The sequence below is a fragment of the Enterococcus sp. DIV1758 genome (assembly GCF_051711985.1).
Classification (GTDB): Bacteria; Bacillota; Bacilli; order Lactobacillales; family Enterococcaceae; genus Enterococcus; species Enterococcus faecalis.
This window is the reverse complement of sequence record NZ_JBIOOA010000001.1, coordinates 567,033-593,482: the sequence shown is the minus strand read 5'-3', so window position 1 is coordinate 593,482 and position 26,450 is coordinate 567,033. Positions and strand designations below refer to the sequence as shown.

At 35.0% G+C, this 26,450-nt stretch carries 21 protein-coding genes, 1 tRNA gene and 1 pseudogene; 4 read left to right on the top strand and 19 right to left on the bottom strand.

Annotated elements, in window-relative coordinates; translation table 11 throughout:
- Positions 1–24: 24 nt before the first annotated feature.
- Positions 25–96: transfer RNA gene (locus IGJ52_RS03055), tRNA-Arg, on the top strand.
- Between the two features lie 655 nt (positions 97–751).
- Here the strand turns inward: IGJ52_RS03055 and IGJ52_RS03050 are convergent.
- The 6 genes from IGJ52_RS03050 to IGJ52_RS03025 form a co-directional block, all read right to left on the bottom strand.
- Positions 752–952, bottom strand: a complete 201-nt coding sequence (locus IGJ52_RS03050; protein ID WP_002355647.1) for a cold-shock protein — start codon at positions 950–952, stop codon at positions 752–754.
- Between the two features lie 205 nt (positions 953–1,157).
- The gene (locus IGJ52_RS03045; protein WP_289854156.1) at positions 1,158–3,500 is read right to left on the bottom strand and encodes a lectin-like domain-containing protein; all 2,343 of its coding nucleotides are present in this window, start codon (positions 3,498–3,500) and stop codon (positions 1,158–1,160) included.
- 97 nt (positions 3,501–3,597) lie between these two features.
- The gene (locus IGJ52_RS03040; protein WP_289854154.1) at positions 3,598–4,257 is read right to left on the bottom strand and encodes a WxL domain-containing protein; all 660 of its coding nucleotides are present in this window, start codon (positions 4,255–4,257) and stop codon (positions 3,598–3,600) included.
- Between the two features lie 47 nt (positions 4,258–4,304).
- Positions 4,305–5,333: a DUF916 domain-containing protein gene (locus IGJ52_RS03035; RefSeq protein WP_289854153.1), complete on the bottom strand. Its 1,029-nt coding sequence runs from the start codon at positions 5,331–5,333 to the stop codon at positions 4,305–4,307.
- 12 nt (positions 5,334–5,345) lie between these two features.
- Positions 5,346–6,038 carry a winged helix-turn-helix domain-containing protein gene (locus IGJ52_RS03030; RefSeq protein ID WP_002383033.1) on the bottom strand — a complete coding sequence of 231 codons (693 nt, stop codon included), beginning with the start codon at positions 6,036–6,038 and terminating at the stop codon, positions 5,346–5,348.
- Positions 6,035–7,510: a helix-turn-helix domain-containing protein gene (locus IGJ52_RS03025; protein ID WP_010827184.1), complete on the bottom strand. Its 1,476-nt coding sequence runs from the start codon at positions 7,508–7,510 to the stop codon at positions 6,035–6,037. Before IGJ52_RS03025 ends, IGJ52_RS03030 begins: the two co-directional genes overlap by 4 nt.
- 162 nt (positions 7,511–7,672) lie before the next feature.
- Here IGJ52_RS03025 and IGJ52_RS03020 point away from each other — a divergent pair, with 162 nt between their 5' ends.
- The gene (locus IGJ52_RS03020) at positions 7,673–9,115 is read left to right on the top strand and encodes a helix-turn-helix domain-containing protein (protein WP_438791892.1); all 1,443 of its coding nucleotides are present in this window, start codon (positions 7,673–7,675) and stop codon (positions 9,113–9,115) included.
- A gap of 188 nt (positions 9,116–9,303) precedes the next feature.
- Here the strand turns inward: IGJ52_RS03020 and IGJ52_RS03015 are convergent, their stop codons facing one another.
- The 5 genes and pseudogenes from IGJ52_RS03015 to IGJ52_RS02995 form a co-directional block, all read right to left on the bottom strand.
- Positions 9,304–9,711: an NUDIX hydrolase gene (locus IGJ52_RS03015; RefSeq protein ID WP_002363212.1), complete on the bottom strand. Its 408-nt coding sequence runs from the start codon at positions 9,709–9,711 to the stop codon at positions 9,304–9,306.
- 25 nt (positions 9,712–9,736) lie between these two features.
- Entirely contained in the window at positions 9,737–11,524 is a 1,788-nt protein-coding gene (locus IGJ52_RS03010; protein ID WP_002420071.1) for a glycerophosphoryl diester phosphodiesterase membrane domain-containing protein, read from the bottom strand.
- Positions 11,525–11,553: 29 nt separating this feature from the next.
- Positions 11,554–12,063, bottom strand: a complete 510-nt coding sequence (locus IGJ52_RS03005; RefSeq protein ID WP_002383029.1) for an SA1002 family membrane protein — start codon at positions 12,061–12,063, stop codon at positions 11,554–11,556.
- 166 nt (positions 12,064–12,229) lie between these two features.
- Complete coding sequence (locus tag IGJ52_RS03000) at positions 12,230–12,613, bottom strand: bacteriocin (RefSeq protein ID WP_438791891.1); 384 nt, start codon at positions 12,611–12,613, stop codon at positions 12,230–12,232.
- Positions 12,614–12,637: 24 nt separating this feature from the next.
- Positions 12,638–15,617: pseudogene (locus IGJ52_RS02995) on the bottom strand (isopeptide-forming domain-containing fimbrial protein).
- Between the two features lie 464 nt (positions 15,618–16,081).
- On the opposite strand from IGJ52_RS02995, the gene IGJ52_RS02990 reads away from it, so the two are divergent.
- The gene (locus IGJ52_RS02990; RefSeq protein WP_002383026.1) at positions 16,082–16,486 is read left to right on the top strand and encodes a DUF1622 domain-containing protein; all 405 of its coding nucleotides are present in this window, start codon (positions 16,082–16,084) and stop codon (positions 16,484–16,486) included.
- Between the two features lie 20 nt (positions 16,487–16,506).
- Here the strand turns inward: IGJ52_RS02990 and IGJ52_RS02985 are convergent, their stop codons facing one another.
- Positions 16,507–17,025 carry a hypothetical protein gene (locus tag IGJ52_RS02985; RefSeq protein WP_002420012.1) on the bottom strand — a complete coding sequence of 173 codons (519 nt, stop codon included), beginning with the start codon at positions 17,023–17,025 and terminating at the stop codon, positions 16,507–16,509.
- 196 nt (positions 17,026–17,221) lie between these two features.
- Here IGJ52_RS02985 and clpP point away from each other — a divergent pair, with 196 nt between their 5' ends.
- Positions 17,222–17,815: an ATP-dependent Clp endopeptidase proteolytic subunit ClpP gene (gene clpP, locus IGJ52_RS02980; RefSeq protein ID WP_002355633.1), complete on the top strand. Its 594-nt coding sequence runs from the start codon at positions 17,222–17,224 to the stop codon at positions 17,813–17,815.
- 43 nt (positions 17,816–17,858) lie between these two features.
- Here the strand turns inward: clpP and IGJ52_RS02975 are convergent, their stop codons facing one another.
- The 7 genes from IGJ52_RS02975 to uvrA all read right to left on the bottom strand — a co-directional run bounded on the left by IGJ52_RS02975 (position 17,859) and on the right by uvrA (position 26,449).
- The gene (locus tag IGJ52_RS02975) at positions 17,859–18,377 is read right to left on the bottom strand and encodes a DsbA family protein (RefSeq protein ID WP_010715045.1); all 519 of its coding nucleotides are present in this window, start codon (positions 18,375–18,377) and stop codon (positions 17,859–17,861) included.
- 112 nt (positions 18,378–18,489) lie between these two features.
- Positions 18,490–19,413, bottom strand: a complete 924-nt coding sequence (locus IGJ52_RS02970) for a DUF7916 family protein (protein WP_438791890.1) — start codon at positions 19,411–19,413, stop codon at positions 18,490–18,492.
- Between the two features lie 233 nt (positions 19,414–19,646).
- Positions 19,647–20,582 (bottom strand): DNA-binding protein WhiA, encoded by a 936-nt coding sequence (whiA, locus tag IGJ52_RS02965; protein ID WP_002358736.1) that lies wholly within the window; start codon positions 20,580–20,582, stop codon positions 19,647–19,649.
- Positions 20,583–20,615: 33 nt separating this feature from the next.
- A complete protein-coding gene (locus IGJ52_RS02960; protein WP_002355627.1) occupies positions 20,616–21,611 on the bottom strand; it encodes a gluconeogenesis factor YvcK family protein in 996 nt (331 codons plus the stop codon).
- Positions 21,611–22,498 carry an RNase adapter RapZ gene (rapZ, locus tag IGJ52_RS02955; protein WP_002355625.1) on the bottom strand — a complete coding sequence of 296 codons (888 nt, stop codon included), beginning with the start codon at positions 22,496–22,498 and terminating at the stop codon, positions 21,611–21,613. The genes IGJ52_RS02960 and rapZ overlap by 1 nt, the downstream gene beginning before the upstream one ends.
- Before the next feature lie 165 nt (positions 22,499–22,663).
- Entirely contained in the window at positions 22,664–23,458 is a 795-nt protein-coding gene (locus IGJ52_RS02950) for a YusW family protein (protein WP_033625601.1), read from the bottom strand.
- A 171-nt stretch (positions 23,459–23,629) separates the two neighbouring features.
- On the bottom strand, positions 23,630–26,449 hold the full coding sequence (uvrA, locus tag IGJ52_RS02945) for an excinuclease ABC subunit UvrA (protein WP_438791889.1): 2,820 nt from the start codon (positions 26,447–26,449) through the stop codon (positions 23,630–23,632).
- Position 26,450 lies beyond the last annotated feature (1 nt).

The window sequence follows — 26,450 nt, the reverse complement described above, 5'->3', positions numbered from 1 at the left end:
ATCAGCTAAACTAGTATTCGTGCCGCGCCCTTAGTGTAGTGGATATCACGTAAGATTCCGGTTCTTGAGACGGGGGTTCGATTCCCTCAGGGCGCGTTATTTAAATATGTTGATTTATCAACGTTTCTGGACACTCTTTATTCATCTAAAGAGTGTTTTTTCTTGTTTAGGAATGATTTTTCTATCCGTAGTTTTTTCAAATGTTGCTTGTGGCAAGCTCAATCGCACTTAACGCGACAACATTTGTTCTGCTTCAGCTACAAATCCAATAAGGTTAAAATTCCTCCGTTCCTATTGTAACGCATAACGTTTCCTTTTTCTATCTGCTAAACAAAGTATTACGACAAGCAAACACCTGCTTCTCTCTTAAAGATCCCTTTCTGATTATATAGTAAATTGCTTTTAATTTGTTAATTATTTTACCTAAAACTTAATACCCTAATTAAATAAAGAACCTGGGGCAAAAATCACTTTGGATTTTTGTCCCAGGCTTAAAACCTGATAATTGGCGGGAACAGAACCGTTCAGCTCCGACCTCTAAAATACTTAATTAGAAATATGCTACCAGCAATCACAGCAATTATGATTACTAGCCAAAATAATCCACTTACAAGTAACAGCTCAGTTAAGGTCATCTTCAGATTCTCCTCCTTTAAATGGCCTCTGCTTTGTTTTGCTATGTAATTAATGGCGATATCAGACAACAGCTATCAAAAAAACGGACCAACACGTGGTCCGTTTTCATTCATTATTAAGCTTTTACGATGTTCGTTGCTTGTAAGCCGCGTGGACCTTCTTCAGTATCAAAAGTTACTGCTTGGCCTTCGTCTAAAGTTTTAAATCCATCTGATTGAATAGCTGAAAAATGTGCAAATACATCATTGCCATCTTCACCTGTAATAAATCCAAAACCTTTGTCTGCGTTAAACCATTTTACTGTACCGTTGTTCATATATATTTCCTCCTAGTGCATAAAAATATGCAAGTTATTGCAAAAAATGTTGAGTGGCAAAAGGAGAAGTATAGTTTTTAAATATATAACTCAAATTACTTATCAAAATTGATTACTTAATTACTATAACATATTTATTAGGAATAAACAATGCCCACGACTTTTCCTTGGACTTTCTAAACAAGAAAAATTACTTATTTTCAACTTATGTTGGGGCTGAGATTAGATTCCACTGGATTTTCCCTTGATACGTTCCGATTCCCATTGCATTATTGGGATTAAAATAAAAACCATTCGCTTGTTCTTGATTGACTGTGATTCTAGTTGCTGTATCAGTAGGATTACTCCGTAAAATAGTCACTGGTTCCGTACTAATGGATGTAATTTGTCCATCTAACTGATAATAGAAAAAATTATTAGATGCAGTTAACGCTTTTGACGTTCCGCTTGCTGTATTGACGAAATTTGAATCTACTAAATGGGCTTCCAATAGCCAATTGTCACGTTTTACACGACTATCAGTTATCGCTATTTCCCCTATATTAGTAACTTTTTCAGGATTTCCACCAATTTTCAATGCATCGCTACTAAATGCTTGTGGCACTTTTTCAAATGCTAAAAATCCTTCTAGATATATATCATCTAAAGAGAGAATTTCAGATTTGTTTTTTTCTGAATCCATGCAATATATCTTCAACGTATAGATTCCTGGTGTTAAAAGTGAGGTATCATAGTTCAATTCTACTTCTTGTGTCTCACCAGGAATATGTTCAATTGTTTGTCGATATGGTTCACTTTGCCCTTCTACCTCCATTATAATATCTAAGTAAGAACTATCTTTATCTTCTACTAAAACAGGTATTTTTATTGGACTGCCCTTGTAAAAAGTATTACTTTGCTCAGTTTCTTTTAACGAAACTGATGGAGCATTCTGTTTAAACAATGTGATTTTAGAAGAAGTGGATAAATTATTTTCATTTTTCAATAAATACTCAACCGAAAATTCACCATATGACAATTTTTTGAATGCTTCGATCATATCATAAGAAAAATTACCTTCTTCATTCGTGATCGTTTCTTGGTTTAATGTAACAAGCTGAAGTTCTCCGCCTTGCGCATAACCAATCGCTTGCGTAATAGAAGCGGTACCTTTCGCTATCCAACTGGTTTCAATCGATAATTCAGTTAAATTATTATCTACAATAACCGCTTGATCTTTAGGTGATGTAATTGTAGCACTTAGCGTTACAGGCTTGATAGTAAACGTATAAGGTTCTAAATTATAAATCGCATTTCTTCCAGAAAAACGATTTGTAATATTCTGATTGGTAAAATTATCATTTTTAGTTTTCACTTTAAAACTTATGGTAGAAGAAGTTTGTGTGTTCTCTTGTTTATTACCTAATGGCGGAATTTGATTGTCGCTCGTCTTTAACGTATTCGCTGACCAAATTAAAGTATCTGATATGTTATTTCCATCAATGGTCGTCGTATCAGGAACTATTTCTATTCCTTCAGGTAAAGTTGTTTCTAGTAAAATATTTTGCCAGTTCTGCTTGCCGTCCAACCAGTCTGCTGTAACATTTACTGTATAGGTTGTATTGCCTTCTAGCACTGCACCGTTTGGTAATTCTTGACCGTCTTTGTTTACTACGTTCATCTTTACTTTTGCGTCCACCAAACCTGGTACTCTTTGAAAAACAACATTTTGAACAGCTTTATATGTAGGTCCTGTTGATCCAGTAAATCCCCAATAAGCCGTTGATACACTGCCATTTAAAAAAACTTGCGCGTTCAATATTTCAGAGTTTATGATGATTGGCGTACCTCCATTAATTTGATACGCCAAAACGCCCTTCGTAAAATCCGACTCGTTTGTTTGCCAATGTAAATCTAACCTATTCCAATTTCCGTTAGCTAAGTCAACATCTGTAATCAAATTATCATGCTTTACATATCTTGTTGACGTGCCTAAAAGTACATAATTATCTTGATAACCTGCTTCCATTCCTGGATAAATGACTGCAATATGACTATTTTTATATACGCCAGAAATGCCATTATCAAAAAAACCGTCCTGTGAACTTCGATTGCCATATAAATCAAACTCTATCCCAATAGAATTAGGAATACCTAAGGTGCCTTTATACTTATTTTCCCCAAGCGCTCCCATTGAAGCCCCCGAATAGGTAAACCATTTTAATTCTGGCGTGGCCCCTTGTAAGAGAAAAACCATACCATCACCGGCAGCACCAGCAACCCCAGTCTGTTTAACATAAGCAACCATATTAAAATCTTTTTTAAAATCCAATAAATTATCTTCTGTACTCCAGAGTGCTCCTACTTGATTTGGCAGACCATTCGTAATAACGCCGACATCATCAACCACTTCGGAGGAATTATTAGATACTCCCAAATTTGTTGTAAAAATTCCATCTAGTGAGACTCTGTTTGGTATTGTCTCATCTGCTTGAACACTACTTGAAAATATTAAAAAATAAGCGAGTAAACACAACAAACTAAATCCTTTTATTAAATTACACTTCAATTAATAATCCCTCCTAATGGTTTCTTCACTTTCCTATTGTGGAATGAGTGACAACGTCCAAGTAAATCTACTATAGTAAGTTGGATGCGTCTGTTTGCTATTCACCAATTGGAACTTGCGCGATTGTCCAAGTAAAAGTGCTTTTGTAACTACCAGCTGAATTCCCGTCTGCAATATTCAAAGATGCACCAGAAAATTTAGAAATCCAAGTCCCGTATCCTTCACCGACATTGGCTGACATAACCGTTCCCACATCAAATCCTGAAACCGGATCTACGATACCAGAAATTGATTTAACAATTGACGGGGCTACAGAGGTATTATCTGTTCCCGCTTCAAGACTAACGGGAATTGTGATGTTAACTCCCTTGAGTGCGACATCCGCGCTTTTAAAGCTTGAGATATTTAAACTTAAATTCCAACCTGCTCCAGTTCCTCTTCGATCTGTAATTTGAGCATTTTTTTCATACCCATTTTCAATTTGGGTTGGTGTTAATGTGTCCATAAATTGACCGGATAATCCTTCCCCCTTAAAATCAAAACTAGGAACAGCGTCCAATGTTAGAAGGCCAGTTTGACCCGTTCCGTTGGGGTTTTCTGGATCTGTAATTTGCGGCGTAATTGGGCCAGCCTCCTCTTCCGTAAGTGCTTGTAATGTCGCAGTTCCTTCTGAAATTGCAGGTGTAACTGCCAAAGCCTCCTTACCTAAAAATAATGTTGATCCTACTAACATTGAAAATAAAATCGTTTTCTTCATCTTTCTTCCTCCTAAATAATATATATATAAATAAGAACAACTCGTTCTTATCTATCCCTATTTCTTCTCTTTCTTAAAAGTAATATCATAAGTAATAAAATAACTAGCCCAAACCAGATACAGGTGACTAAATAAATAATTTTTCGATTACTGATTTTGGTACTCGGTATTGCTTCATTTTGGACACCTTTTTTCTCTTTAGATGTAATTTCAAAATCCTCAGATAAACGCCACTTGTTTTTTTTATCTCTCGATTCTATCGTCAGTAGCATCTTATATTTACCTGGTTTAAGCTTGTTTTCCTCAATTTTGTCTGGCGCTTCATAAATACTATTAGGTGCGATGGAAATCCCTTCTTTTTTAAACTTTGCTATTTCTTTTCTATTCATATCTTGAATCGTTTTTTCAACAGAATAGAATGAAACTAACGACGCAGAAACATTAGAAATAGAAGAAATAATTGAAAAATAGCCACCATACGTACCTAGTTTAACTTTGTTTAATTGAAAATCTTTGGGCACTTTTTCCTCATTCATTCTTAATTGACAGCCAATAACCATAGAAAACTCGTTAGTAATTTGAACAGTCTTATTTAAAGACTGTACCTGTTGTTCATCTTTTTCTTCTCGAATATAAAATCCACCTAAAATAATCCCTGGAAACTCCTCCCTTGGTATAGATAATACAAAATCAACGTTTTTCTTTGTATGAGGTTCAATCGAGACCACTTGCTCTTTTGATACGAGTTTATCAAACTGATACTTTAGATTATCCGTATTCTTTAAATCCATACCAGAATAGTCAATCGTTCCATTCCTAGTTGTTTTAGCTGTATTGGGTGTGATTTTTATTTTTATTTTTTTGTCGCTACTGTTGTTTATTTGAATAGTTACTATTTGTTTTTCTCCTTTTGAAACAAGTAAATCAAAATAACTGACATTTTTATTTAGTTGGTTCTCAGGAATGATTGCTGTGGCACTATATGGAATTGCTTGATCTTCTTCAGCACAGACCGAAAGACCATAACCAGCAATTGTCATAAAAATCATCATGAATAAACTAATTTTTTTTACCATAAGAACTCCTCCTTAACAACTTTCTTTAAACTTATAACCAATCGAGCGCACCGTATAAATATAGTCTGAATTCCCAGCAATTTCTCGTAGTTTTTCTCTGACGTGCTTAGCAATAATTGACAAACGAACTGTATCTTTTTTCTCAAACGTTTCTTTTTCCCATATATTTTTTGCGATTTCTTCATAATTCACAACATGGCCTTTTTTATGGTACAAAGAATTAAAAAATTTAAATTCTAACCTTGTTAATTGAACTTGTTTTGAATCACCTATGCGCAGACTTCTTTCTTGTGAATTTATTTGAAAATTTAAGGGAGCCTCTATCGCCTCAGTTTGTTGATTCAATTCTTGGAAAAAAGAATAATTATTCGCTAAAATTGTTTTGATATTTGCTGGTGTAAATTTTGTTGTCAGAAAACCCATGACCCCTAAATTCAAATAGATGATTTGCTCGGAACAGGACAGACAATCCGACAAAACAAAGATAGGTACTTTAAAATTCTTACACAATGCTATAATCACTTCATATTTCAAATCATTCTCTACTTCATTCGAGTGATAGATAAGATAAATCTCCTCTTTATTTGGCTTGATATTTTTTAATTCCTTCTCTGAATAATGGTTACTTTCCGCAAAATATTCTTCTATTTCATCTTTATAAATACTATTCAAATTATTACCGATACAAATTATATTCACTTTCATTGGTTATATCCTTTCTCTAAAAAATACAATTCTTCTACAAACTTTGAGATATTGTTTAATTCAGTGTTCATAAAGTAATTTCTAATATAAAAAATCGGAATCTTCTGATTACTTTTCAGATAACGATTAGAGATAATCAATTGTGGGTTTTCTTCTAAACGATTAACAAAACGTATAGGAATTGTAATAAACTTTTGTAGTTTCTTCTCAATCCGAACTTTGTCCCTATCTCCAAGCGCACTGTAAACTAACACACTAATTTTTTTATCTTTTTCTAAAAGTATTTCTAAGAGAATTAATTGAAGATAGTCAACTGGTAAAGGCAGCTTTTCTCCAGTATTTCGTTCAAAGTATTTTGAAAAATCGGAAAATAACTTATTGATGTATTTCTCAATAGGTTTATCTAAATACTTTTTTTCAAAGTGATAGTAATAAAAAATTTCACTCTTTTTTATTTTTAAATAAAAATTTGCACCGAGATAGAAATATTCTTCTGGACTAAACTTTATGTCAAAAAATTGAGAAAGCTGATAAAGAATTGTATTCCCAATCAAAAAAGCTTCTTCCGATAAGATAGCTGGAGAAAGATAAGCGGAAACACTTAAAATTGTTTCAATTGTTAACAATTCATCAGTACTGATAAAAAAGTATAAACATTCTAATTCAACTTGATTATTCATCGCATCATTAAAAAAAATATATTTCCCTAACTGGGTTTCAAAATCTTTCAGCGTAAATAATCGATTAATTACTTCAAAGTGATTTTCTTTTGCTTGCAAACGAAAGTCATGCGCCATTCGGATTTTAGTAACATGTAAAAAATATAAAAAGTTTTCTAACGTATTCTGGGTAATATTAGGATAGATTTTTTGAAAATCTGTTTGTATTCGTTTTATTGATTCTTCAGAATATAGATCATCCGGTGCATTGCTACTAATTTTAAATAAAATGAAATAAAAATAGCGAATCTTTTCTTCATCGCCTACTAAGAGATACTTTTTATTTTTTTTAATGATTTTCAGATAAAATCCATCCAAAATTTCTCTTAACTGCTTCATCGTTCGCTTGACTGAAGACTCACTAATAAATAATTTTTCAGTGTACTGTTCAATCGTCCGTTGCTTCCCATACAATAAATCTATAAGGAGACGATAATATTGACTTCTTCTGAGAAAAACGGCAAAATAATAATCCAAAGTAAAACTTGGTTTTTTATGAAATGAATAACAATTATAACTTTCTATGTGAACACTTAAAGATTGATTCTTATCTATCACCGGAAGTATTTCTATAAATTTACGAAGTAATTCATACAGTGTCTGAACCGATAAATTTGTTATTTCATATAATTCTTCATATGTAAGCGATACTTTTTCACTGCTCGCAATGAATTTTAAAATATCATAAACATTTTTATCCTGTTTTTCTAAAAATTGTTCAAATTTTTCATATGTAATAAAATTTTTACTCATCTTAAAACTCCAATTCATATAAAAAAATTTTTTAATTAAATTACTATCTTTTCCACAAATAGTTTTACTTTATACAGTATATTCTATTCGCATAAAAATTTTGGCTCAAAAAATAGAAGAAAAATTATAAATTTTGAGCGGAAAACATGGAGGATAATATTTATGAGAGCTTTATTATCTGATTCTTTCCAAAGAAAATTAACAGTAATTGATTTTTTGTACGACAATCCTTATCAAAAATTAACAACCATCCAAGAGTACTTCCAATATAATCATACAACCTTGCTTAATGATTTAGCTGATTTGAACAGCATTATTTCTCCCTGTGAAATTATTAAAACTGCAAACCTAGAATATTTTTTACATTTTCCTAACAATACAAACATAGAATATGTATATAGTTGTTTTCTACAAGTGGCCCCTGAATTTAGGCTCCTACAGCAACTAATTTTCAACACCTATCCTTCGACTGAGGCGTTAGCAGAAGCACTATACGTCAGCAATTCAACAGTTAAGCGAATGATTACTCGTATCAATCAGATACTTTTAGAAAAGTTTAGCTTTAAAATTCAAACGACACCACTTACTTTCAGTGGCGATGAAACGAAAATAATAAATTTTTTTATAGCATTCTTGAAAGAATCCTATGTGACATCTACTCAACTTCTTTCAAAAGAACAGAATATTTTTTTTAATCAACTATTTGAGGAGTCTTTACCTATTCTCAAATTTGCTGGAAACATTGATATCGATAAATTTAGTTTTTATGTCTATTCAATCGTGCTTAGATTTAAACAAGCAGGTAGTTTAGCATTCTTTCCTGAAAATAGACAACTTTATTCCAATCTTGCTGATTATTCTCATTTATTCGACCGCTACTTTTCTATCAAAACGGATACCTCTTTCTTTCATAGCTTAGAATCTATTTTCTTTAATGGTCATTATCTGAAATCTTATAAAGAGTTAGTTTTCTTATCTAAAGAAAATCAACAAGTACTTACAAGAAAGAGACAGATCGAGCAACTACTGGATTATCTAGCCACAGCATTAGCAATCAGTAATCCTAATTACCATGCAATAGTTCTTTATTTGTATAATCTTTCTGTTTCCGATTATGGAGAGGCTTTTATTCTTTTCCCAAAATATAAATTTTTCTTAGAAAATTTAACTCATCATTATCCTTATTTTTACGACAAATGTGTTCCTTTTCTAAAAAAAATACTTAATGATAAATCTATTGATAGATTTTATGAATTTATCTATCACTTAATTATTCGTTGGGATGAATTACAAGCCTCTTTAAATAAACTGCCTCCGAAAATGAAAACGGGTATCTATTTTTTTACAGATATTGAACATAATTTATTTATGAAAAAATTTTTTACTGAGCGTTTTAGGGATATCTTAGCAATTGACAACTTATTCACTTTAGATTCTTCTGTTGATTTAAAAGAAGTTGTAGCGTCCTATGATTTACTATTAACGAATATTCCAATTCCAGATGTGGTAGAACGAAACATCATCTGTTGCTCTTTATTTCCCACAAATGCTCAATTAGAAGAAATTGCCAGTTACTACTCTAAATGGTTAACCACCACTACTTAATTCAAACAAATTATTAATAAAAAGTTGCCATCATTCCAACGTTTATGGAACAATGGCAACTTTTTTAGATTCTGTACTTTCTGATGCTAATATATCTGAAAAATTTTATTTGTAAAAAGATAAAACAAATAACTATGTCTTCTTCAAATTTTCTGACAAAGCCCTAGCAAAAAACACTCCTATGCTCTCTATTTCCAGTTAGTTTTATTTAACTTTAAATAATCACTACGCGCTAAATAATCAAATAGCGGAGCTAATCCTGGTGAAAAATTTACTTCCTCAAACCGCTTAATAAATTGTACGCCTTTAATTTTATTTGGTTCGTTCAGCGTAACTTTTCCTTGGGCTTGTTTAGCAAAATAAAAATGTCCTTGCCAAACGATTGAATCAAAAACGAGTGGTCCAGTAAAAATTTCTTCAAGTTCAGTAATTTCCACTGCTAATTCTTCTTTAATTTCACGAATCGCACATTCCAGCGCTGATTCACCAAGTTCTTGTTTTCCGCCAGGGAAATTCCATGTGTCTGGCCGATCTTTTAAGATAAGAATTTCATCAGATTGATTTTTAAGAAGTACTCGCGAAAATTCTTTTTTCATTTCGTTTAACCCTCTTCTTCATTTTTTATTGAGAAGCCACACTTGGCAGCATAAAAATATAATGCAAAATACGATCCGCATACGATGGATTTTTTTCAAAGTCATTGACTTCTTCATTAACTAACTCCAAATCATCGGTAATCACTCCAGCAACGTCCATAAAGAGCATTTTACTTAGTACCTCTGAGTCATTAACTGTCCAAGCATAAACTGCTTTTTTCTGTTGGTCAGCTTTTAAAATGAAGGTATCATTCAACGTAGTAGCTTCCATTGTATACAAATCAGCTTGTGTTTCTGGAAAAGTGAAATTATAGGGCAAAATAAAACTAACTTTTACTTTTGATTTGGCTTTTTTAAACGCTTTGATCACATTGTAGTCGAGAGATTGAACCTGATGGTTATTCTTTATCAAAGGACGTTCATATTTTTCAATAAAGTTAGAAAGCGCACCTTGACTATCTTGTTTAGACGTTTTAATTTCTACTAGTAATTTTTGTTTGGCTTGGTTTGCTTTCGCTAAATAATCATCAAAACTGGCAATTGGTGCTTCTTGGCCATTTTCTTTAACAATCATTTTTGTTAATTCAGCCAACGTAAATTCTTGTGGCGTGCCATCAACGCCGGCGAGTTCTTTAAGGTTTGCATCATGCATCACAACAAATTGATGGTCTTTGGTTTCTTGAACATCAATTTCAATATAATCTGGTTTAAATTTAATGGTTCTTTCCATAGCAGGAATGGTATTTTGTACGCCATTACTATTGGTGACCCCTCGATGCGAAATAATCAAAGGTTTTGATTCTAATAGCCCTGTTAAGTAAACAGCGTTGAAAATTATATAGCCGCCAAAAATGGTGAATAGTCCTAGGCCCATTCCGATAGTCACTAATTTATTACGTTTCGTTTCTTTGTCAAAGGCAACTTTTGTCGTCGTTTCTGCTTGAACATTTAATTGTGTATATAAGAAATTAATCAGTAATACTGAAAGCCAAGCATTAGAGACAAACTGTAAAAATTGGACAACCGTTAAATTTAAAATACCACCTAGCAAGCTAATGGTGTCGCTCAAGGTATCTAACTTCAACTGTAGAAGATAAAGTAACACATAAATAACATACGTTGAAACAAATACCGCGATCGTCACAAATGCAATATTACGAATAATGAACCATAATCGTTTGTTTGTCATTGACCAACTAGCCTTAACTGCCTCGCCTGCTTTTTTTCTCTCCAAAATCATTAATGGAAGCGTGTAAATGAAACGAATAGCTAAATACCAGACTAATAACCCAAAAGCCAGTAGCCCCACCAAGTAAGGAATTCGTTGGGACAAAAATTCAACAATAAAATCTGGAATCACGAATTTCGTCAATAGATTACTTTGGAAAATTAGGTTACCAAAAGGGACAATGACAACAAAATAACCGAAAAAGAATAACCACGAACGGGCACCTTGCTTTTTAAGAACTTTAAAAGATGCCTTGGTAACTCCTTTAAAATGAAAGCGATGGTCTTGCCGTATTTGAAAAATCCCTAATAATAAAAAGGTAAACTGATAAAAAACTGCACCTAAAAAAAGTAACAACAAGAGAATTAATAACACCAGAGCAAGCGGCTTTTCTAACAGTAAATTCAGGTTATTAAACGAAAGATAAGGAATACCTTGAGTTTTTAGTGCGTTGGAAGTAGCCCAACTAAAAGCCCCACCCACCAATAATAATAAAACATTTAAAGTAAAAAATAACCATAAGTACTGCAAGATGTCTTTAAAAAATTGCCTTGTTCCATTTTTAAATGTTTGCCAAGCAGACATACAAACTCCTCCATTCTAAAAGTATCTGATTAAAGTTCTTCCATACGAATCCTAAATAAAACAACGGCAATCCAAATTGAAATAAATGATGGCAAAATAACAATAATGATTGCGACTGGCTCATTAATAGTTCCTTTTAACGTATTTTTTACTTCTGAAGAAACAATAAACTGATCAAAAATCACTTGATAAATAGTAACATAAATCAATACCCATTGAATATAATATTCAATTATTTTCATTAAAGCGATGGGTAAAACAATTTTTTTCGTCGTTAAATTCAATAAAAAATATAATAAAAGACTCGTACTGATGATAACGACTATCCCTAAAAGAAATAACGACTCTAACTTCTCCCCTATTACGCTTGCAACGCCTATTGTTAATAATAAATACATAGCTACCGAAATTAAGATGCTCACACTTAGCATAACAGAAAACAAAAGCAATGCTTTAAGAAAAAGCCACTTATCCACTCTTTTATTTCCAATCAATAAACCTAAAAGAATCACCGACAAAAGTAAAATCAATTCAATCATTCGTTCCTCCTTCCAAAACAAATGAAAATAAATTCATATGTTCAAATTTATTTTATCAAACCAAAATGAATTTGTAAAACATTTCACATGTTATTTAATAAACGACTATTACTAGAAAAAAGACAAGTTTCCTATAAAGGAAACTTGCCTTGTCTTTTTATTCTTTTTACTTCGTTATTTTTGGATAGTTTGCGAATAATTGATTCGCATCTCCTTCTCCATCAATTTTCTTGAGATGGCCGTTATCTATTTTAAACATAGATGGCACATGTAAAACTTTATTTTCTCGGATAAATGTTGACCATTCTTTCATGGTCTCTTTGTTGGTTAATTCTACATAGTAAACCTGTTTAGGTGCTTGCAGTAGTTTCTCGAAATCCTGACAATCTGAACAGTTTTTCTTTTTTAAAACAACATAAAATGTTTCGCCAGAGTGTTTTTTTTCTTGATACTCATTAAAACTTAATTCCTTTTTATGCGGAATAAATGTAAAACCTACCAACAAACTAAGTAACAAAATTAACAGACTGAACGAAATTTTTTTATTCATGTTTTTTCTTCCTTTTTAGTTTGTCTAATTTTTTCTTTTTTTATTTTTTGTTATGCCAAAGCTAATAGCCACTATAAGGACAATTAAACCTGCGATCATGTAAAGTGGATTTACTGTTGTATTAGTCATTGGTAAATGAATTCCTTTACTTGCTGATTTCCCAAAATTGACTGGGTTCGTTGGTGCTTGATGATTTGTAGGCGTCAACGGTTTTTTCGGTTTTAGCGGTTGTTTAGGTTCAGGTTTTTTTGGATCTTCTGGCGTTGGTGCAGGTGGTGTTACAGTTGGTTTGTTGGAATGTAACACGTCACCTTCGTTGCCAAAGTTTAAGTCCGCTTGGTTAGGAATCCCGCCTTGTTCAATATAAGGCGCTAATTCTTCGTCCGTTGCATCAGCTTTAATTTTAGTGGTGATAGTCATTGTGTACGTATGTCCAGCTAAGTATGAGTAGCTGTCATCTTTTTTATTCATTTCAAAAGTTACTTTGTTATTTTCTTGTGTTACTTTGCCATTAGCTGTAACATCTTTGCCATTTTCATCAGTGACTTTCACGTCTGTGATGTCTAACACTTTATTAATGTCATCTACCATGCTAGCTTGGGTCCATGTGCTGGTTTCGTTGCCAAAAGTTGTTTTGACATTCCATTTAAATTCTTGGTCACGGTTGGTTAAATCTAAATGTTCTTGACCTTCGATATCTTTTGTAATCGTTGGATCTTCTGGCGTTGGTGCAGGCGGTGTCACTGTTGGTTAAATCTAAATGTTCTTGACCTTCGATATCTTTTGTAATCGTTGGATCTTCTGGCGTTGGTGCAGGCGGTGTCACTGTTGGTTTGTTGGAATGTAACACGTCCCCTTCGTTGCCAAAGTTTAAGTCGGCTTGGTTGGGAATCCCGCCTTGTTCAATATAAGGCGCTAATTCTTCGTCCGTTGCGTCTGCTTTAATTTTAGTGGTAATGGTCATTGTGTATGTGTGACCAGATAAGTAGGTATAACTGTCGTCTTTTTTATTCATTGCAAAAGTTACTTTGTTATTTTCTTGTGTTACTGTGCCATTGGCTGTAACATCTTTGCCATTTTCATCAGTGACTTTCACGTCTGCAATGTCTAACACTTTATTAATGTCATCTACCATGCTAGCTTGGGTCCATGTGCTGGTTTCGTTACCGAAAGCTGTTTTGACATGCCAATCGAAACTATCTTCACGATTGGTTAAATCTAAGTGATCTTGATTTTCGATATCTTTTGTAATCGTTGGATCTTCTGGCGTTGGTGCAGGTGGTGTTACCGTTGGTTTGTTGGAATGCAACACGTCCCCTTCGTTGCCAAAGTTTAAGTCGGCTTGGTTGGGAATGCCACCTTGTTCAATATAAGGTGCTAATTCTTCGTCCGTTGCGTCTGCTTTAATTTTAGTGGTAATGGTCATTGTGTATGTATGACCACTCAAATAGTCATAGCTGTCTGCTTGTTTGTTCATTGCAAAAGTTACTTTGTTATTTTCTTGTGTTACTGTGCCATTAGCTGTAACATCTTTACCATTTTCATCAGTGACAACGACTTTTTGGATATCTAATAATTGGTTAATATCATCTACTAAACTGGCTTGGGTCCAAGTACTTGTTTCATTGCCAAAGGCTGTTTTGACATGCCAATCGAAACTATCTTCACGATTGGTTAAATCTAAGTGCTCTTGATTTTCGATATCTTTTGTAATCGTTGGATCTTCTGGCGTCACGTCACACGCATGCGCATTGTCATTTTTAGGAATCGTCGCTTCTGGAAATTCCTTAGCAATTGTTCCTTGATTCATTGTCCCACTACTTACAAGGGTTGCTGCATCAATCGCTGTATTTTCTTTGACTTCGTAGTGAATGGTGATGTTTCCTACGTAACCTTCTGTACTAGTTGCTGAAATGGTTTGTCCGTTAATTTGAACAGGCACATCATTTCCAGCATCGTCCGTAGCGGTCGCCGATTGAATATCAAATTGATTGGCAATCGTTAATGAAGCTGTTGCTGGTGTCGATTGCGCCAGACGATCTTTGACAATTTGTTTTAATTGGGTTGTAAAATCATCAATAGATTGGCTTGTAATAAAATCTTCTGGTGTGCTAGATCCTTGTTGCAACTCTTGTTTTACAAAAGGACCCACTTCTGTTTTATACTTATCAAAGTATGAATTCACTGAACTTAAAGATTCGACACTTTCCCAATACGCATTAATCATTTCATAGCCTTGGTTAGTAATTTCTTGGTTTAACGCTAAAACTTCTGCTGCAGCACCTTGGTAGTCATTACTATATTCCACTGAGACTTGAAGAGGATGTCTTGGATCTGGATATTCATTGATTGAATCATTGGTATTGGTTTTATGCAAGTAACCATCTAAACGTGTATTAGCGACCCCATCTGTCACTAATAGGAAATACGTTTTTCGATTCGTTAAATCTCCGTGTGTTTGATTGTACGTATCTAAAGCGAGTTTCAATCCTGGGGCGGTTGGCGTACCACCATACGTCCGAACGTCTCCAAAACCAGAGACAAACTGGCTTTTATCATGGGTTAATTGAGTATCAACACGCACATTCATGTCATAATCAGCTGAATTAATTTTTGTCTTTCCATCAGGAAACATAAATTGTTTTCCGCCGCGATATGAAGCAAGCATCACGCGGTCTTGGTCAGACAAGCCTTTAACAACTTCATCAATCGCTTGTCTTACATGTGGAAAATTATCTGAAAAACTACCACTGGCATCTTCAACAACCACTAAATCAACCGGTTCCGTTTCACCCGCTTGAACTGGGAAAGTAGCTTGTCCTTCCAATATCCGTTTACAATCAGCCAGACTGTCGTCTTTTACTTTCACCGTATTGGTCATTCCTTCTGTATCTCCTGCTTTAACCGCTCCTTCAGCTAAAGCCAATGTGGAACTGAAATTTCCCACAACTGTTCCAGCGACAATCACCATTGTCGATAATAATTTCGTTGCTTTCTTAAACATTTTAATCCTCCCTATTTTCTTTCGCTAGTGTTTGGGACACTTGCTTCTCTTTACTTCAACTACAGCTCCTTAAATCTTTCATCAAGTCGATGTGTCTCCTTGCTTTTGTGACACATCTCTTACTCAATTTCTGATTCTATCACCTTTATAGGCTAAAACTTGGCAGTATTCGGCTCTTGAAAACGTAAAATTTGTCTTTTAAAAATTAATGAAAAGACTATCCACTGACAAAGTTGGTTTTCACTTACTTTTTGCTACTTGATTCTTTTCAAGACTCTTTTTTTACACAAAAAAAGTAAAAGAACCTTTACAGTCCTTTTACTTAATTGTTAGATGCTATTCATAATTTTCTTAGTTTTGTTCTATAAGCTGAATAGTTTAGCCCGTTTATTTCAACAATATTTGACGTTAGTCAACCGTTTCGTTATAGTTAAAGAAAAGGCTTTTTGGTAGGAGTGAATACGATGAATGAGTGGCCCCATCAGTTAATGACGCTTTTAACCCCACTTTTTGAGCTATGTATTTTAGGACTGAATGTTTTTTCAATTATTGTTTTAGTTTGGGGTGTTTGTTTAGCAGGAAAAGATTTCATTAAAAGTGAACGACAAAATCAAAGCCGCTTTACCTTAACAAAAATGAATACGTTCATCAAAAACTTCCTTGGTAGCTACATTCTGTTAAGTTTAGAAATTTTAATTGCTGCTGATATTATTGAATCTATTGTTAAACCAACTTTTCAAGATATTTTGAAATTGGCAACCTTAGTGATTATCCGTACAGTTATTTCTTATTTCTTACATAAAGAAATTGAAGACACTATGACCGATATGGAACAACAAGAAAAAGAACCAGATACCCCAAAAAATTAGCGGGTACGCTGGTTCTTTTTTTATTTAATCGCTTTAAAATAATGAAGTGGTTCGTTAGACAAACGCTGCATTTTACGTTTTTTATCTTCAATAATTGCTAGAATCTCGTCTGAAAAATTTTCTAAAATAACACGGCCGCCTTTATAGGTGTGCCCACCCATTTCAGCAACTTCGCTGGCCGTCAAAATGACTTTACGATGCGCAATTTTTTTGAAAAATTCTTCAATTAAGTACGTTGGTAAGTAAAAATTATTTTGAGCAGAAAATGATTCCAAATAAATAAAATCATCGATGCTGATGAAACAATCATCCATCGATAAGTATTCAATTGATCTGTCTATATATAATTCACGCTTTTGTAAAATTTCTTTGACTTTTTTATTTAATAAATTCAATGATTCAATTTCTTTAACCAAATGTTCTAGTTCACGATAACGTACTTCTTTTCGCTCTTTGTAAGATGAATGTAAGGCGGCACTTGCTGTGACTATTAGCGCACCGATGATTACACCGACCATTCCGGCGATAAAAACAAACATATTTTTCCCCTCGCTCTTTTTCTAATTTTCCATTTTAGTATAACATAATCCAAAAGTTTCGGATAAAAAATGACACAAAATTTTTCAAGCGACTTCGTTGACCTTTATTGACCAAAGAGGTATACTTTTCATAGGCATTCAAAGTGCTTTGTGATAGAATGACTTTAAAAGTTTCTTTATATAGGAGGATTTACTTATGAATTTAATTCCAACAGTTATTGAACAATCATCTCGCGGTGAACGTGCTTATGACATTTACTCTCGTTTATTAAAAGACCGCATCATTATGCTAAGCGGCCCTATCGATGATAATGTGGCAAACTCAGTGATTGCACAGTTATTATTCTTAGATGCCCAAGATTCAGAAAAAGACATTTACTTGTACATTAACTCTCCTGGTGGCAGCGTTTCTGCAGGCTTAGCGATTTTCGATACCATGAATTTCGTTAAAGCGGATGTCCAAACGATCGTATTAGGAATGGCGGCTTCAATGGGTAGCTTCTTATTAACAGCTGGTCAAAAAGGCAAACGTTTCGCTTTACCAAATGCGGAAATCATGATTCACCAACCACTTGGTGGCGCTCAAGGGCAAGCAACAGAAATTGAAATTGCTGCTCGTCACATTTTAGACACTCGTCAACGTTTAAATTCAATTTTAGCTGAACGAACTGGCCAACCAATTGAAGTGATTGAACGTGATACCGATCGTGATAACTATATGACTGCCGAACAAGCAAAAGAATATGGTTTAATCGATGAAGTAATGGAAAATAGTAGCGCCTTAAATTAAAAAAAAAAAAATGGAAACAGCGACCGTCGCTGTTTCCATTTTTTTATTTTTCAATGTATCCTCGTAATTCTTCTTCAGTGACACTTTCGTCAAAGATATGCTCACCAATGATGATCGTTGGTACAAATTGAATGTGCGCCGCATTGGCTTCAGCAATCACTGCGGAAACAAGCGTTGCATCTGTTTGTTCTTTTAAGCCAAGATTTTTTTCAGCATACGTCGCTACTTCTTCTAAGGTTAAGTTTCCCCATTCATCTTGCGTAGCAAACATTTTATGCAATGCTGACAGTGCTTGTTCAGGCGCTGAATAGTCAATGTAATGATGCATCACATTGCCGCGTTGTAAACTTTCTTTTTCTTTATCAAACAACTTAATGATACGTTCAACTTTACCACTTTTGACAAATTGTGCTAACAGTTCCTCAGACTCTTCAAACCATTTTCTGCAATAAGGACAGCGAACATTGATAAATTCTATCATTTTGATAGGGGCATTGCTCTCACCAATGTGAAGTCCTGTTTCTGTGTTAACTTTTGTTGCATCAATTACTGAAATATCCATAAAAAACCTCATCCTTTCAAACCTTTATTTCTCTTTTAGTATACCGTTTTTCAATAAAAAAATCATAAGACACGAATTCAAATTTTCTGAATTCGTGCCTCTGTTCACTTTTTTAACGATTAATCGAACGAGCCATTCTAGCAACAGTATGTCTTTTCCCACGTATCGCATCAGAAAGCTCTTTAATATTTTCAATACCAACTAAGCCCATATTGGCATCGCCAATATGTTGAATATCTACGCCTAAAATTTTATTTCTAATGCCGATAGTTTGGATAACTTCAGGTTGAGCACTTTCTTGTGAAGTTCCAATGGCACTCATAACTAATTTTCCTTTTGAATGTGCAAAATCTACAACTTCTTTGACTTGTTGATCAGTGATGCCCCAAACCGTGCCAACTGCTGGGACTAAGACAATATCAGCGCCCGCTTCAATAAATTGTTCAGCTGATTTTAAACTGACCACTGGTTCATCTACGCCTGAACTGTGCATTTTTCCGGCAATAATGATGCCGTCAAAATGTTTTTTGGCTAAGGCCACGTTCTTAGCAATCAAGTCGTTGGTCACACCAGTTCCAGGATTACCTGTCAATAAGATAAAATCCAAACCCAGTTCATTGGCTTTTTTGAAAGTAGCTGCTGATGCTTTTCTACCTGGTTCGATTGAAACTCTTGTTGAAGTTAAGTCTAAATTTTCATCAACAGGTTCGACATTCATGCCAATCGGTAAACCGACTAGTTCTTTCAAACGATGAACAACCTCATCATTAGGGACACATGTTTCCGCAGTATATTGCCCTTCATAAGCGGCTACTACAATCGGTTGATTAACATCGAAAACATTCAATAAAATCATGTCTGCGCCATATGCTTTTGACATTTCCGCACAAGTGATATCACCTGCTACGGATGGATGAACTACCACATTTTCCGATAAAATTACGCGCCCTTCGCTCGCTTTAATACTCTGAAACAGCTCTTCTTTTGACATCCGTTTGATTTCTGATGCATTTGCACTAATTAATCGTTGAACCATTTTGACCCCTCCAATAGTTTTTAATGTTTTAGTTAAAAACAGCAATAAGTAATCGCTTGCATTTCATTACATGCAACATTCGTGCCAACATCGTTTCTTTAAAACACAGGTCAACACTACATTTCAGCGCTACACACTTTTTGCACACTTTAATTTTTTTTACACGCTTAAAGAAAAAGTGAAGGATAGCACTTCAAACGGAAATGTTATTCTTCACTTCTGGAGCAGAAAAGTTACGCACTTTTTTCTCGTAATTTTTCTGCAAATTCATTAATTTTTCGAATACGATGATTAATACCTGACTTAGAAATAGCTCCTGAAGGAATCATTTCCCCTAGTTCTTTGAGACTAACTTCCGGATACTCTAACCGTAATTCTGCGATTTCCTGAAGTTTCTCCGGTAATGACGTCAGCCCTACTGTACTTTCAATAAATTGAATATTTTCAATTTGTTTTGAAGCCGCATCAATGGTTTTATTTAAATTCGCTGTTTCGCAATTCACTAAACGATTTACTGAATTCCGCATATCACGGACAATCCGGACATCTTCAAATTTCAACATAGAGTTCGTGGCACCAATTAACGTTAAAAAGTCGGCAATTTTTTCAGCACCTTTTAAATAACAAATATACCCGTTTCGGCGTCCCAATGTTCGAGCGTTTAAGTCATAGTAATTCAACATCTTACAAATATCATTATTGTGTTCTTCATAAATTGAAAAAATTTCTAAATGATAGCGACTTGTTTCCGGATTATTAACTGAGCCAGAAGCCATAAAGGCCCCGCGTAAATAGGAACGCATTTTTTGTGCGTTACCCATGATTTCATTTGACACATTGCCATTAAAAACGACCCCATCCATAATATCCAAATCAGCTAGAATTTTTTGTGTATCTTGTTTTAGACGCACAATGTAAACATTATTTTTCTTTAGTTTCATTTTTTTACGAACTAATAATTCTGCTTGTGCATGGTAATGATCTTTCAGCAATGAATACATTCGACGAGCAATTGCAGCATTTTCCGTTTGTACATTCAAGACAAACTGTTGATTAACTAAGCTAAGTGAGCCGTTCATCCGAATTAATGCTGCTAATTCTGCTTTCGCGTGTTCTCGATGGACTTCTAAACCAGTCAACTCTTTTTTGACATCCGAGGCAAAAGACATCTAAGCTCCTCCTCTCTTGATTCTTTTGATTAATTAATATTTCGTTCCAAATACGATACGGAAAAGTTCTTCAACAACTTTTTCCCCATCATGAAAAACTCCGCCATCTCTTAATTCTAAAAAGTCTGTCGAAATAACTCGGCATCCTTCTTCACGTAATCCTTGAAAATCATGCTTTACTTGAACTAAATATTCATCATAAATTTCAGGATCCATGTAATTTTCTGGTACTTTTTCTGTGTTAACCAGCACTGTATCAACAAACTGCGCTTGTAGATGCTCGTTTAAGACACGAACATGATCTGCATCCGTAAAATGTTCCGTTTCCCCTTTTTGGGTCATGATGTTACAAATATAGACTACTTCGGCTGCCGTTTGTTTGATGGCTTCACCAATTTCTGTAATAACTAAATTAGGCAAAATACTTGTAAAAAGACTCCCTGGCCCTAACACGACCATGTCTGCTTCTTCAATTGCTTTGACGACTTTACGCGCAGCTCTTGGCTGCTCTTCTCCGTGTGTATTTGTTACAAACACATGGTCAATCGTCTTGCGATCCAGTGCAATTTTTGATTCTCCCACCGCCACTGAGCCATCTTTAAATACAGCATGTAACGTTAATGGCCGTTCTGATGATGGATAAATCCGTCCATCAACATGCATCATTTTTGAAAGCAATTGAATCGCTTCATACGTACTTCCTCTCATTTCTGAGACAGCAGCAATGATTAAATTACCGATTGCATGATTGGCAAAATGACTATCTGATTTATCAAAACGATATTGAAAAATATCTTCATATAATTGTGGCATATCTGACAATGCCACTAAAACATTTCTTAAATCTCCCGGAGGTGTCATGTTATTAATAGAGGAACGAAGCTCGCCACTACTACCGCCATCATCAGCGACCGTTACGACGGCAGTAATATCAACACTTTGATTTCTTAAACTTTTCAAAATTACTGGCAAGCCTGTTCCACCACCAACAACCACGATCTTCGGTTTACGAATTCGATAGGTTTTCATTAAGAGCGATTAACCGTTTCTTTTCTTTTTAAGCGGTCGCGGTGGGTAATATTTACATGGTAATCTTCCTCTTTTAATTCAGCGCCAACACGTTCTGTCAATGCAACAGAGCGATGTTGTCCGCCAGTACAGCCAATTGCAATGGTGACGCTACTTTTACCTTCTTTTTTATATCCAGGTAAGACTGTTCGCAGTAAATCGATAAATTTTGTATAAAATTCATCTGTTTCTGGGAAGCCCATCACATAATCATAAACAGGTTGATCCATTCCAGTTAACGGTCGTAGTTCATCAATATAATGGGGGTTAGGTAAAAAGCGAACATCCATAACGATATCTGCATCAATCGGCAAACCATATTTAAAGCCGAAGGACACCATTTCCACTCGAAATTCGTGTGTCTCTCTCGTTGCTAGTTCTTTATTCAAACGTTCCCGCAATTGACGAGGGGACAAGTCCGTGGTATCAATAACCAACTGAGCATCCGCCTTGATTTCTTCCAGCATTGCACGTTCTTTACGAATACCTTCTGTCACTAAACCATCCATCGCCATTGGATGCGCACGCCGTGTCTCTTTATAACGAGAAACTAACTCTTCATCGGTGGCATCTAAAAATAAAATCGTTGTATCAATAAAATTAGTATTTTCAAGTTCGACTAACATATCCTGAATTTCTCTAAAGAAGGTCCGTGAACGTAAATCGATCACTAACGCAATCTTGGTAACTTTTCCAGATTCTTTAATTAATTCCCAAAATTTTGGGATTAAGCTTGGTGGTAAATTGTCGATACAGAAATAGCCCATGTCTTCAAAGCTTTGAACAGCGACTGTTTTTCCAGCGCCACTCATTCCTGTAATAATAACCAGTTGTAAATTTTCTGGCATATTCAACACTCCCTTCACTTGCATCACTATATTATAACACCCCGGGCGTATCAAAGAAAGCTTTTCAATCATTCTTATAAAGATTTCTATTCTTTCATAGAAAAACAGCATTGACATTTTTGTCAATGCTGTTTTAATTGCTGAATTATACTATATAACTCTGTGTTATTTTAATACAAACTCAATTTCTGTTTTATCAGTAAAATTAGCTTCAAACTCAAATTGTTTTACTTGTTCATTCACGGCTAACTTTTTCGTAATGTGTTCTTTAATTTGTTCATTTGTAGCTGTTTTGATTGACAATCCATCTAAAAGAGTCATGATTTTGTCTTGTGCTGCCTTACCTTCTAATTCTAAATCAGCAAATTCATCTTCATACGTTGCTTCAATTGTCCCGTTCGATTTTATTTCATAGGTGAATTCAATTTCATTTTCATCGTATTCGATTTCTACGTCAATCTCTTGAAGACTGGCAACAGTCGGTGTCGGTGTGGTTAGTTCATTGTCTGCTGTTTCATGGTCCCCGCCAACTTCAGGAGTTACGGTTTCCCACTTAAAGGTACCAATTTTAGCTGTTGCTAGATAGGGATTATTAATGGTAATGACTTTCAATTGAAGGTCTGAATGGTTGGCGATATCTGTTAAAATCCCCAGAGCCTGATATGTATTTTGTGTAAAACGTGTCGCAATATTTTGCGCATCAATTGTGGAATAGCCTAATGTTTCCCAGGTGATTTGTTGCTTTAATTCCTGATGAACGGCTTGTACTGTCGCCGGCTCCAATTGAATGCCCGTTGCTTCTTTTAAGTCTTTCTTGGTAAAACTCATTACTTTTTCATGGTCTGATTGTGAAATTAAAGTCGCTGCTTCCATTGTGTTACTATGTACAAAAGGTGTGATTCCGATAGCTAAGACCATTCCTGCTGTTAATAAACTTGTTGTTATTTTTTTGTTTTTCATTTAAGACTTCCCTTCGTGTTCATTGTTATTTTGTTAACAAACATAGTATATCTTTTAATTACACATTAAGTCAACATTTATTTTTAATTTTCATTAAAAAATTTTTGTTATTTTATAATAAAAGAACCTTGTTTCCCATAAAAACAAGGTTCTTTATCTAATCATTAATGTTTATTTCAGAACACGTTTTAAATAATATCCTGTGTAACTGTCTTTGACTTTAGCAACTTCTTCTGGTGTTCCTGTCGCCACGATCGTCCCACCACCGTCGCCACCTTCTGGCCCTAAATCAATCACATGATCCGCAGATTTGATGACATCCAAGTTATGTTCAATCACTAAAACGGTATTGCCCGCTTCCACTAAACGCTCTAATACTAGAAGCAACCGCGCAATATCATCGGTATGCAAGCCTGTTGTTGGCTCATCCAGAATATAAAAGTTTTTCCCATTAGAATTTTTATGAAGTTCACTCGCTAGCTTCATCCGCTGTGCTTCCCCACCAGATAAAGTAGTTGCTGGCTGCCCCAATGTCACATAGCCTAAGCCTACATCCACAATTGTTTGCAATTTACGATGAATTTTAGGGATATGTTTGAAAAATTCTACGGCATCTTCCACCGTCATATCTAAAATATCAGAAATGTTTTTGCCTTTATAATGAACTTCTAACGTCTCAGAATTATAACGTTTGCCATGACAAACTTCGCAAGGCACATAGACATCAGGTAAAAAGTGCATTTCAATTTTGATGATACCATCCCCGCGACAAGCTTCACAACGGCCACCTTTGACGTTAAAACTAAAGCGACCTTTTTTATAGCCACGAACCTTGGCTTCATTTGTTTGGGCAAACAAATCGCGAATGTCATCAAAAACACTAGTATAAGTCGCTGGATTACTTCTTGGTGTTCGGCCAATCGGACTTTGATCAATGTCAACAATCTTTTCAATGGCTTCATAACCAGTGATACTTTTGTGTTTCCCAGGTTTATTGGAATTACGATTTAATTTTTGGGCCAGTGCTTTTTTCAAAATTTGATTGACTAAAGTACTTTTCCCTGAACCTGAAACACCTGTGACAGCAACAAATTCACCGAGCGGAAATTCAACACTGACATTTTTTAAATTATTTTCACTGGCACCAGTGACTTTGATCGCTTTGCCATTACCTTTGCGACGTTCTTTTGGTACAGGAATCACTTTTTTCCCAGAAAGATATTGTCCGGTCAATGAATGCGGATTTTTAGCAACCTCTTCCGGCGTACCAGCGGCTACAATTTCACCGCCCAGATGTCCAGCGCCAGGTCCCACATCAATCAAGTAATCCGAAGCCATCATTGTATCTTCATCGTGTTCCACCACAATTAATGTATTGCCTAAGTCCCGCATTTTTTTCAATGAGTCAATCAAGCGGTCGTTATCTCGTTGATGCAAACCAATTGATGGTTCATCTAAAATGTAAAGGACGCCTGATAAGTTTGAGCCAATTTGTGTTGCTAAGCGAATTCTTTGTGCTTCTCCGCCAGAAAGTGTACCAGCAGCTCGACTTAAGGTTAAGTAATCTAAACCGACATTTTTTAAGAAGGTTAACCGATCTTCGACTTCTTTTAAAATTGGCCGAGCAATCGTTGTTTCTTGTTCAGATAAAGATACACCTTCAAAAAATTGGACCGCATTTTTTATTGCTAATTCACTGACTTCACCAATGTGCGTGCCATTGATTTTTACAGCTAAAGCTTGCGGATTCAAACGATATCCATGACAGCTTCGACAAGTCAATTCTGTCATGTATAACCGCATTTGATCTCGTGTAAAATCGCTATTTGTTTCATGGTAACGTCGTTTAATATTTTTTAAAATCCCTTCAAATGGCACTTCCACATCACGAACACCACCAAAGTCATTTTCATAATGAAAATGAAAGTTTTTCTCGCCAGAACCATTTAAAATAATTTCTTGTTGCTCTGCAGGTAATTCTTCAAACGCCGTATCCATATCAATCCCAAAACTGGTGGCTGCTTGCTCCAACATTTGTGGATAATATTGGGAACTAATAGGGTTCCACGGAACAATGGCTCCTTCTCTCAAGGTTTTAGTGGGATCTGGAATCACTAAGTCTTTGTCCACTTCTAATTTAACACCTAAACCATCACAATCGGGACAAGCGCCAAATGGTGCATTAAATGAAAACAAGCGCGGTTCCAATTCACCGACTGTGAACCCACAATAAGGACAAGCATAATGTTCACTAAACAACATTTCTTCTTGACCAATCACATCAACAATTGCGTAACCTTCAGCTAAACGCAAAGCCGCTTCAAACGAATCAAACAAGCGAGAGCGAATGCCTTCTTTCACAACGATACGGTCAATCACAATCGCAATATCATGTTTTTTATTTTTTTCAAGTTCTGGTGCCTCACTAACATCATAGGTTTCACCATCCACCCGCATTCTGACATACCCTTCACGTTGGATCATTTCAAACACTTTTTTATGTTGGCCTTTTTTCTTGACCACAACAGGCGCCAAAATTTGAATTTTTGTTCGCTCTGGTAGCTCTAAGACTTTATCAACCATCTGTTCAACAGACTGACTGGTAATTTCAATATGATCGTTAGGACAAATTGGATGACCTACCCGAGCAAATAACAATCGTAAATAATCATTGATTTCTGTGACCGTCCCTACTGTTGAGCGTGGGTTTTTACTTGTCGTCTTTTGATCAATTGAAATAGCTGGACTTAAACCATCGATGCTGTCAACATCTGGTTTATCCATCTGTCCCAAAAATTGTCGCGCATAAGCAGAGAGACTCTCTACATAACGTCGTTGCCCTTCTGCGTAAAGCGTATCAAATGCTAATGAACTTTTACCAGAACCAGATAGTCCAGTTACAACAACCATTTTGTCACGAGGAATCGTGACATCAATATTTTTTAAGTTATGGGCGCGTGCACCATGAATCACAATTTTATCATTTGCCATA

Bases quoted from the DNA above. Each gene is read 5' to 3' on its own strand.
- IGJ52_RS03010 (WP_002420071.1), bottom strand. From the start codon at position 11,524: ATGTCTGCTTGGCAAACATTTAAAAATGGAACAAGGCAATTTTTTAAA.
- IGJ52_RS02985 (WP_002420012.1), bottom strand. From the start codon at position 17,025: ATGTTTGTTTTTATCGCCGGAATGGTCGGTGTAATCATCGGTGCGCTA.
- IGJ52_RS03020 (WP_438791892.1), top strand. From the start codon at position 7,673: ATGAGAGCTTTATTATCTGATTCTTTCCAAAGAAAATTAACAGTAATT.
- IGJ52_RS02950 (WP_033625601.1), bottom strand. From the start codon at position 23,458: ATGAAAAACAAAAAAATAACAACAAGTTTATTAACAGCAGGAATGGTC.
- IGJ52_RS02970 (WP_438791890.1), bottom strand. From the start codon at position 19,413: ATGGTTCAACGATTAATTAGTGCAAATGCATCAGAAATCAAACGGATG.
- IGJ52_RS03040 (WP_289854154.1), bottom strand. From the start codon at position 4,257: ATGAAGAAAACGATTTTATTTTCAATGTTAGTAGGATCAACATTATTT.
- clpP (WP_002355633.1), top strand. From the start codon at position 17,222: ATGAATTTAATTCCAACAGTTATTGAACAATCATCTCGCGGTGAACGT.
- IGJ52_RS03025 (WP_010827184.1), bottom strand. From the start codon at position 7,510: ATGAGTAAAAATTTTATTACATATGAAAAATTTGAACAATTTTTAGAA.
- IGJ52_RS03030 (WP_002383033.1), bottom strand. From the start codon at position 6,038: ATGAAAGTGAATATAATTTGTATCGGTAATAATTTGAATAGTATTTAT.
- whiA (WP_002358736.1), bottom strand. From the start codon at position 20,582: ATGTCTTTTGCCTCGGATGTCAAAAAAGAGTTGACTGGTTTAGAAGTC.
- rapZ (WP_002355625.1), bottom strand. From the start codon at position 22,498: ATGCCAGAAAATTTACAACTGGTTATTATTACAGGAATGAGTGGCGCT.
- IGJ52_RS03015 (WP_002363212.1), bottom strand. From the start codon at position 9,711: ATGAAAAAAGAATTTTCGCGAGTACTTCTTAAAAATCAATCTGATGAA.
- IGJ52_RS03050 (WP_002355647.1), bottom strand. From the start codon at position 952: ATGAACAACGGTACAGTAAAATGGTTTAACGCAGACAAAGGTTTTGGA.
- IGJ52_RS03035 (WP_289854153.1), bottom strand. From the start codon at position 5,333: ATGGTAAAAAAAATTAGTTTATTCATGATGATTTTTATGACAATTGCT.
- IGJ52_RS02960 (WP_002355627.1), bottom strand. From the start codon at position 21,611: ATGAAAACCTATCGAATTCGTAAACCGAAGATCGTGGTTGTTGGTGGT.
- IGJ52_RS03005 (WP_002383029.1), bottom strand. From the start codon at position 12,063: ATGATTGAATTGATTTTACTTTTGTCGGTGATTCTTTTAGGTTTATTG.
- IGJ52_RS02990 (WP_002383026.1), top strand. From the start codon at position 16,082: ATGAATGAGTGGCCCCATCAGTTAATGACGCTTTTAACCCCACTTTTT.
- IGJ52_RS02975 (WP_010715045.1), bottom strand. From the start codon at position 18,377: ATGGATATTTCAGTAATTGATGCAACAAAAGTTAACACAGAAACAGGA.
- IGJ52_RS03000 (WP_438791891.1), bottom strand. From the start codon at position 12,613: ATGAATAAAAAAATTTCGTTCAGTCTGTTAATTTTGTTACTTAGTTTG.
- uvrA (WP_438791889.1), bottom strand. From the start codon at position 26,449: ATGGCAAATGATAAAATTGTGATTCATGGTGCACGCGCCCATAACTTA.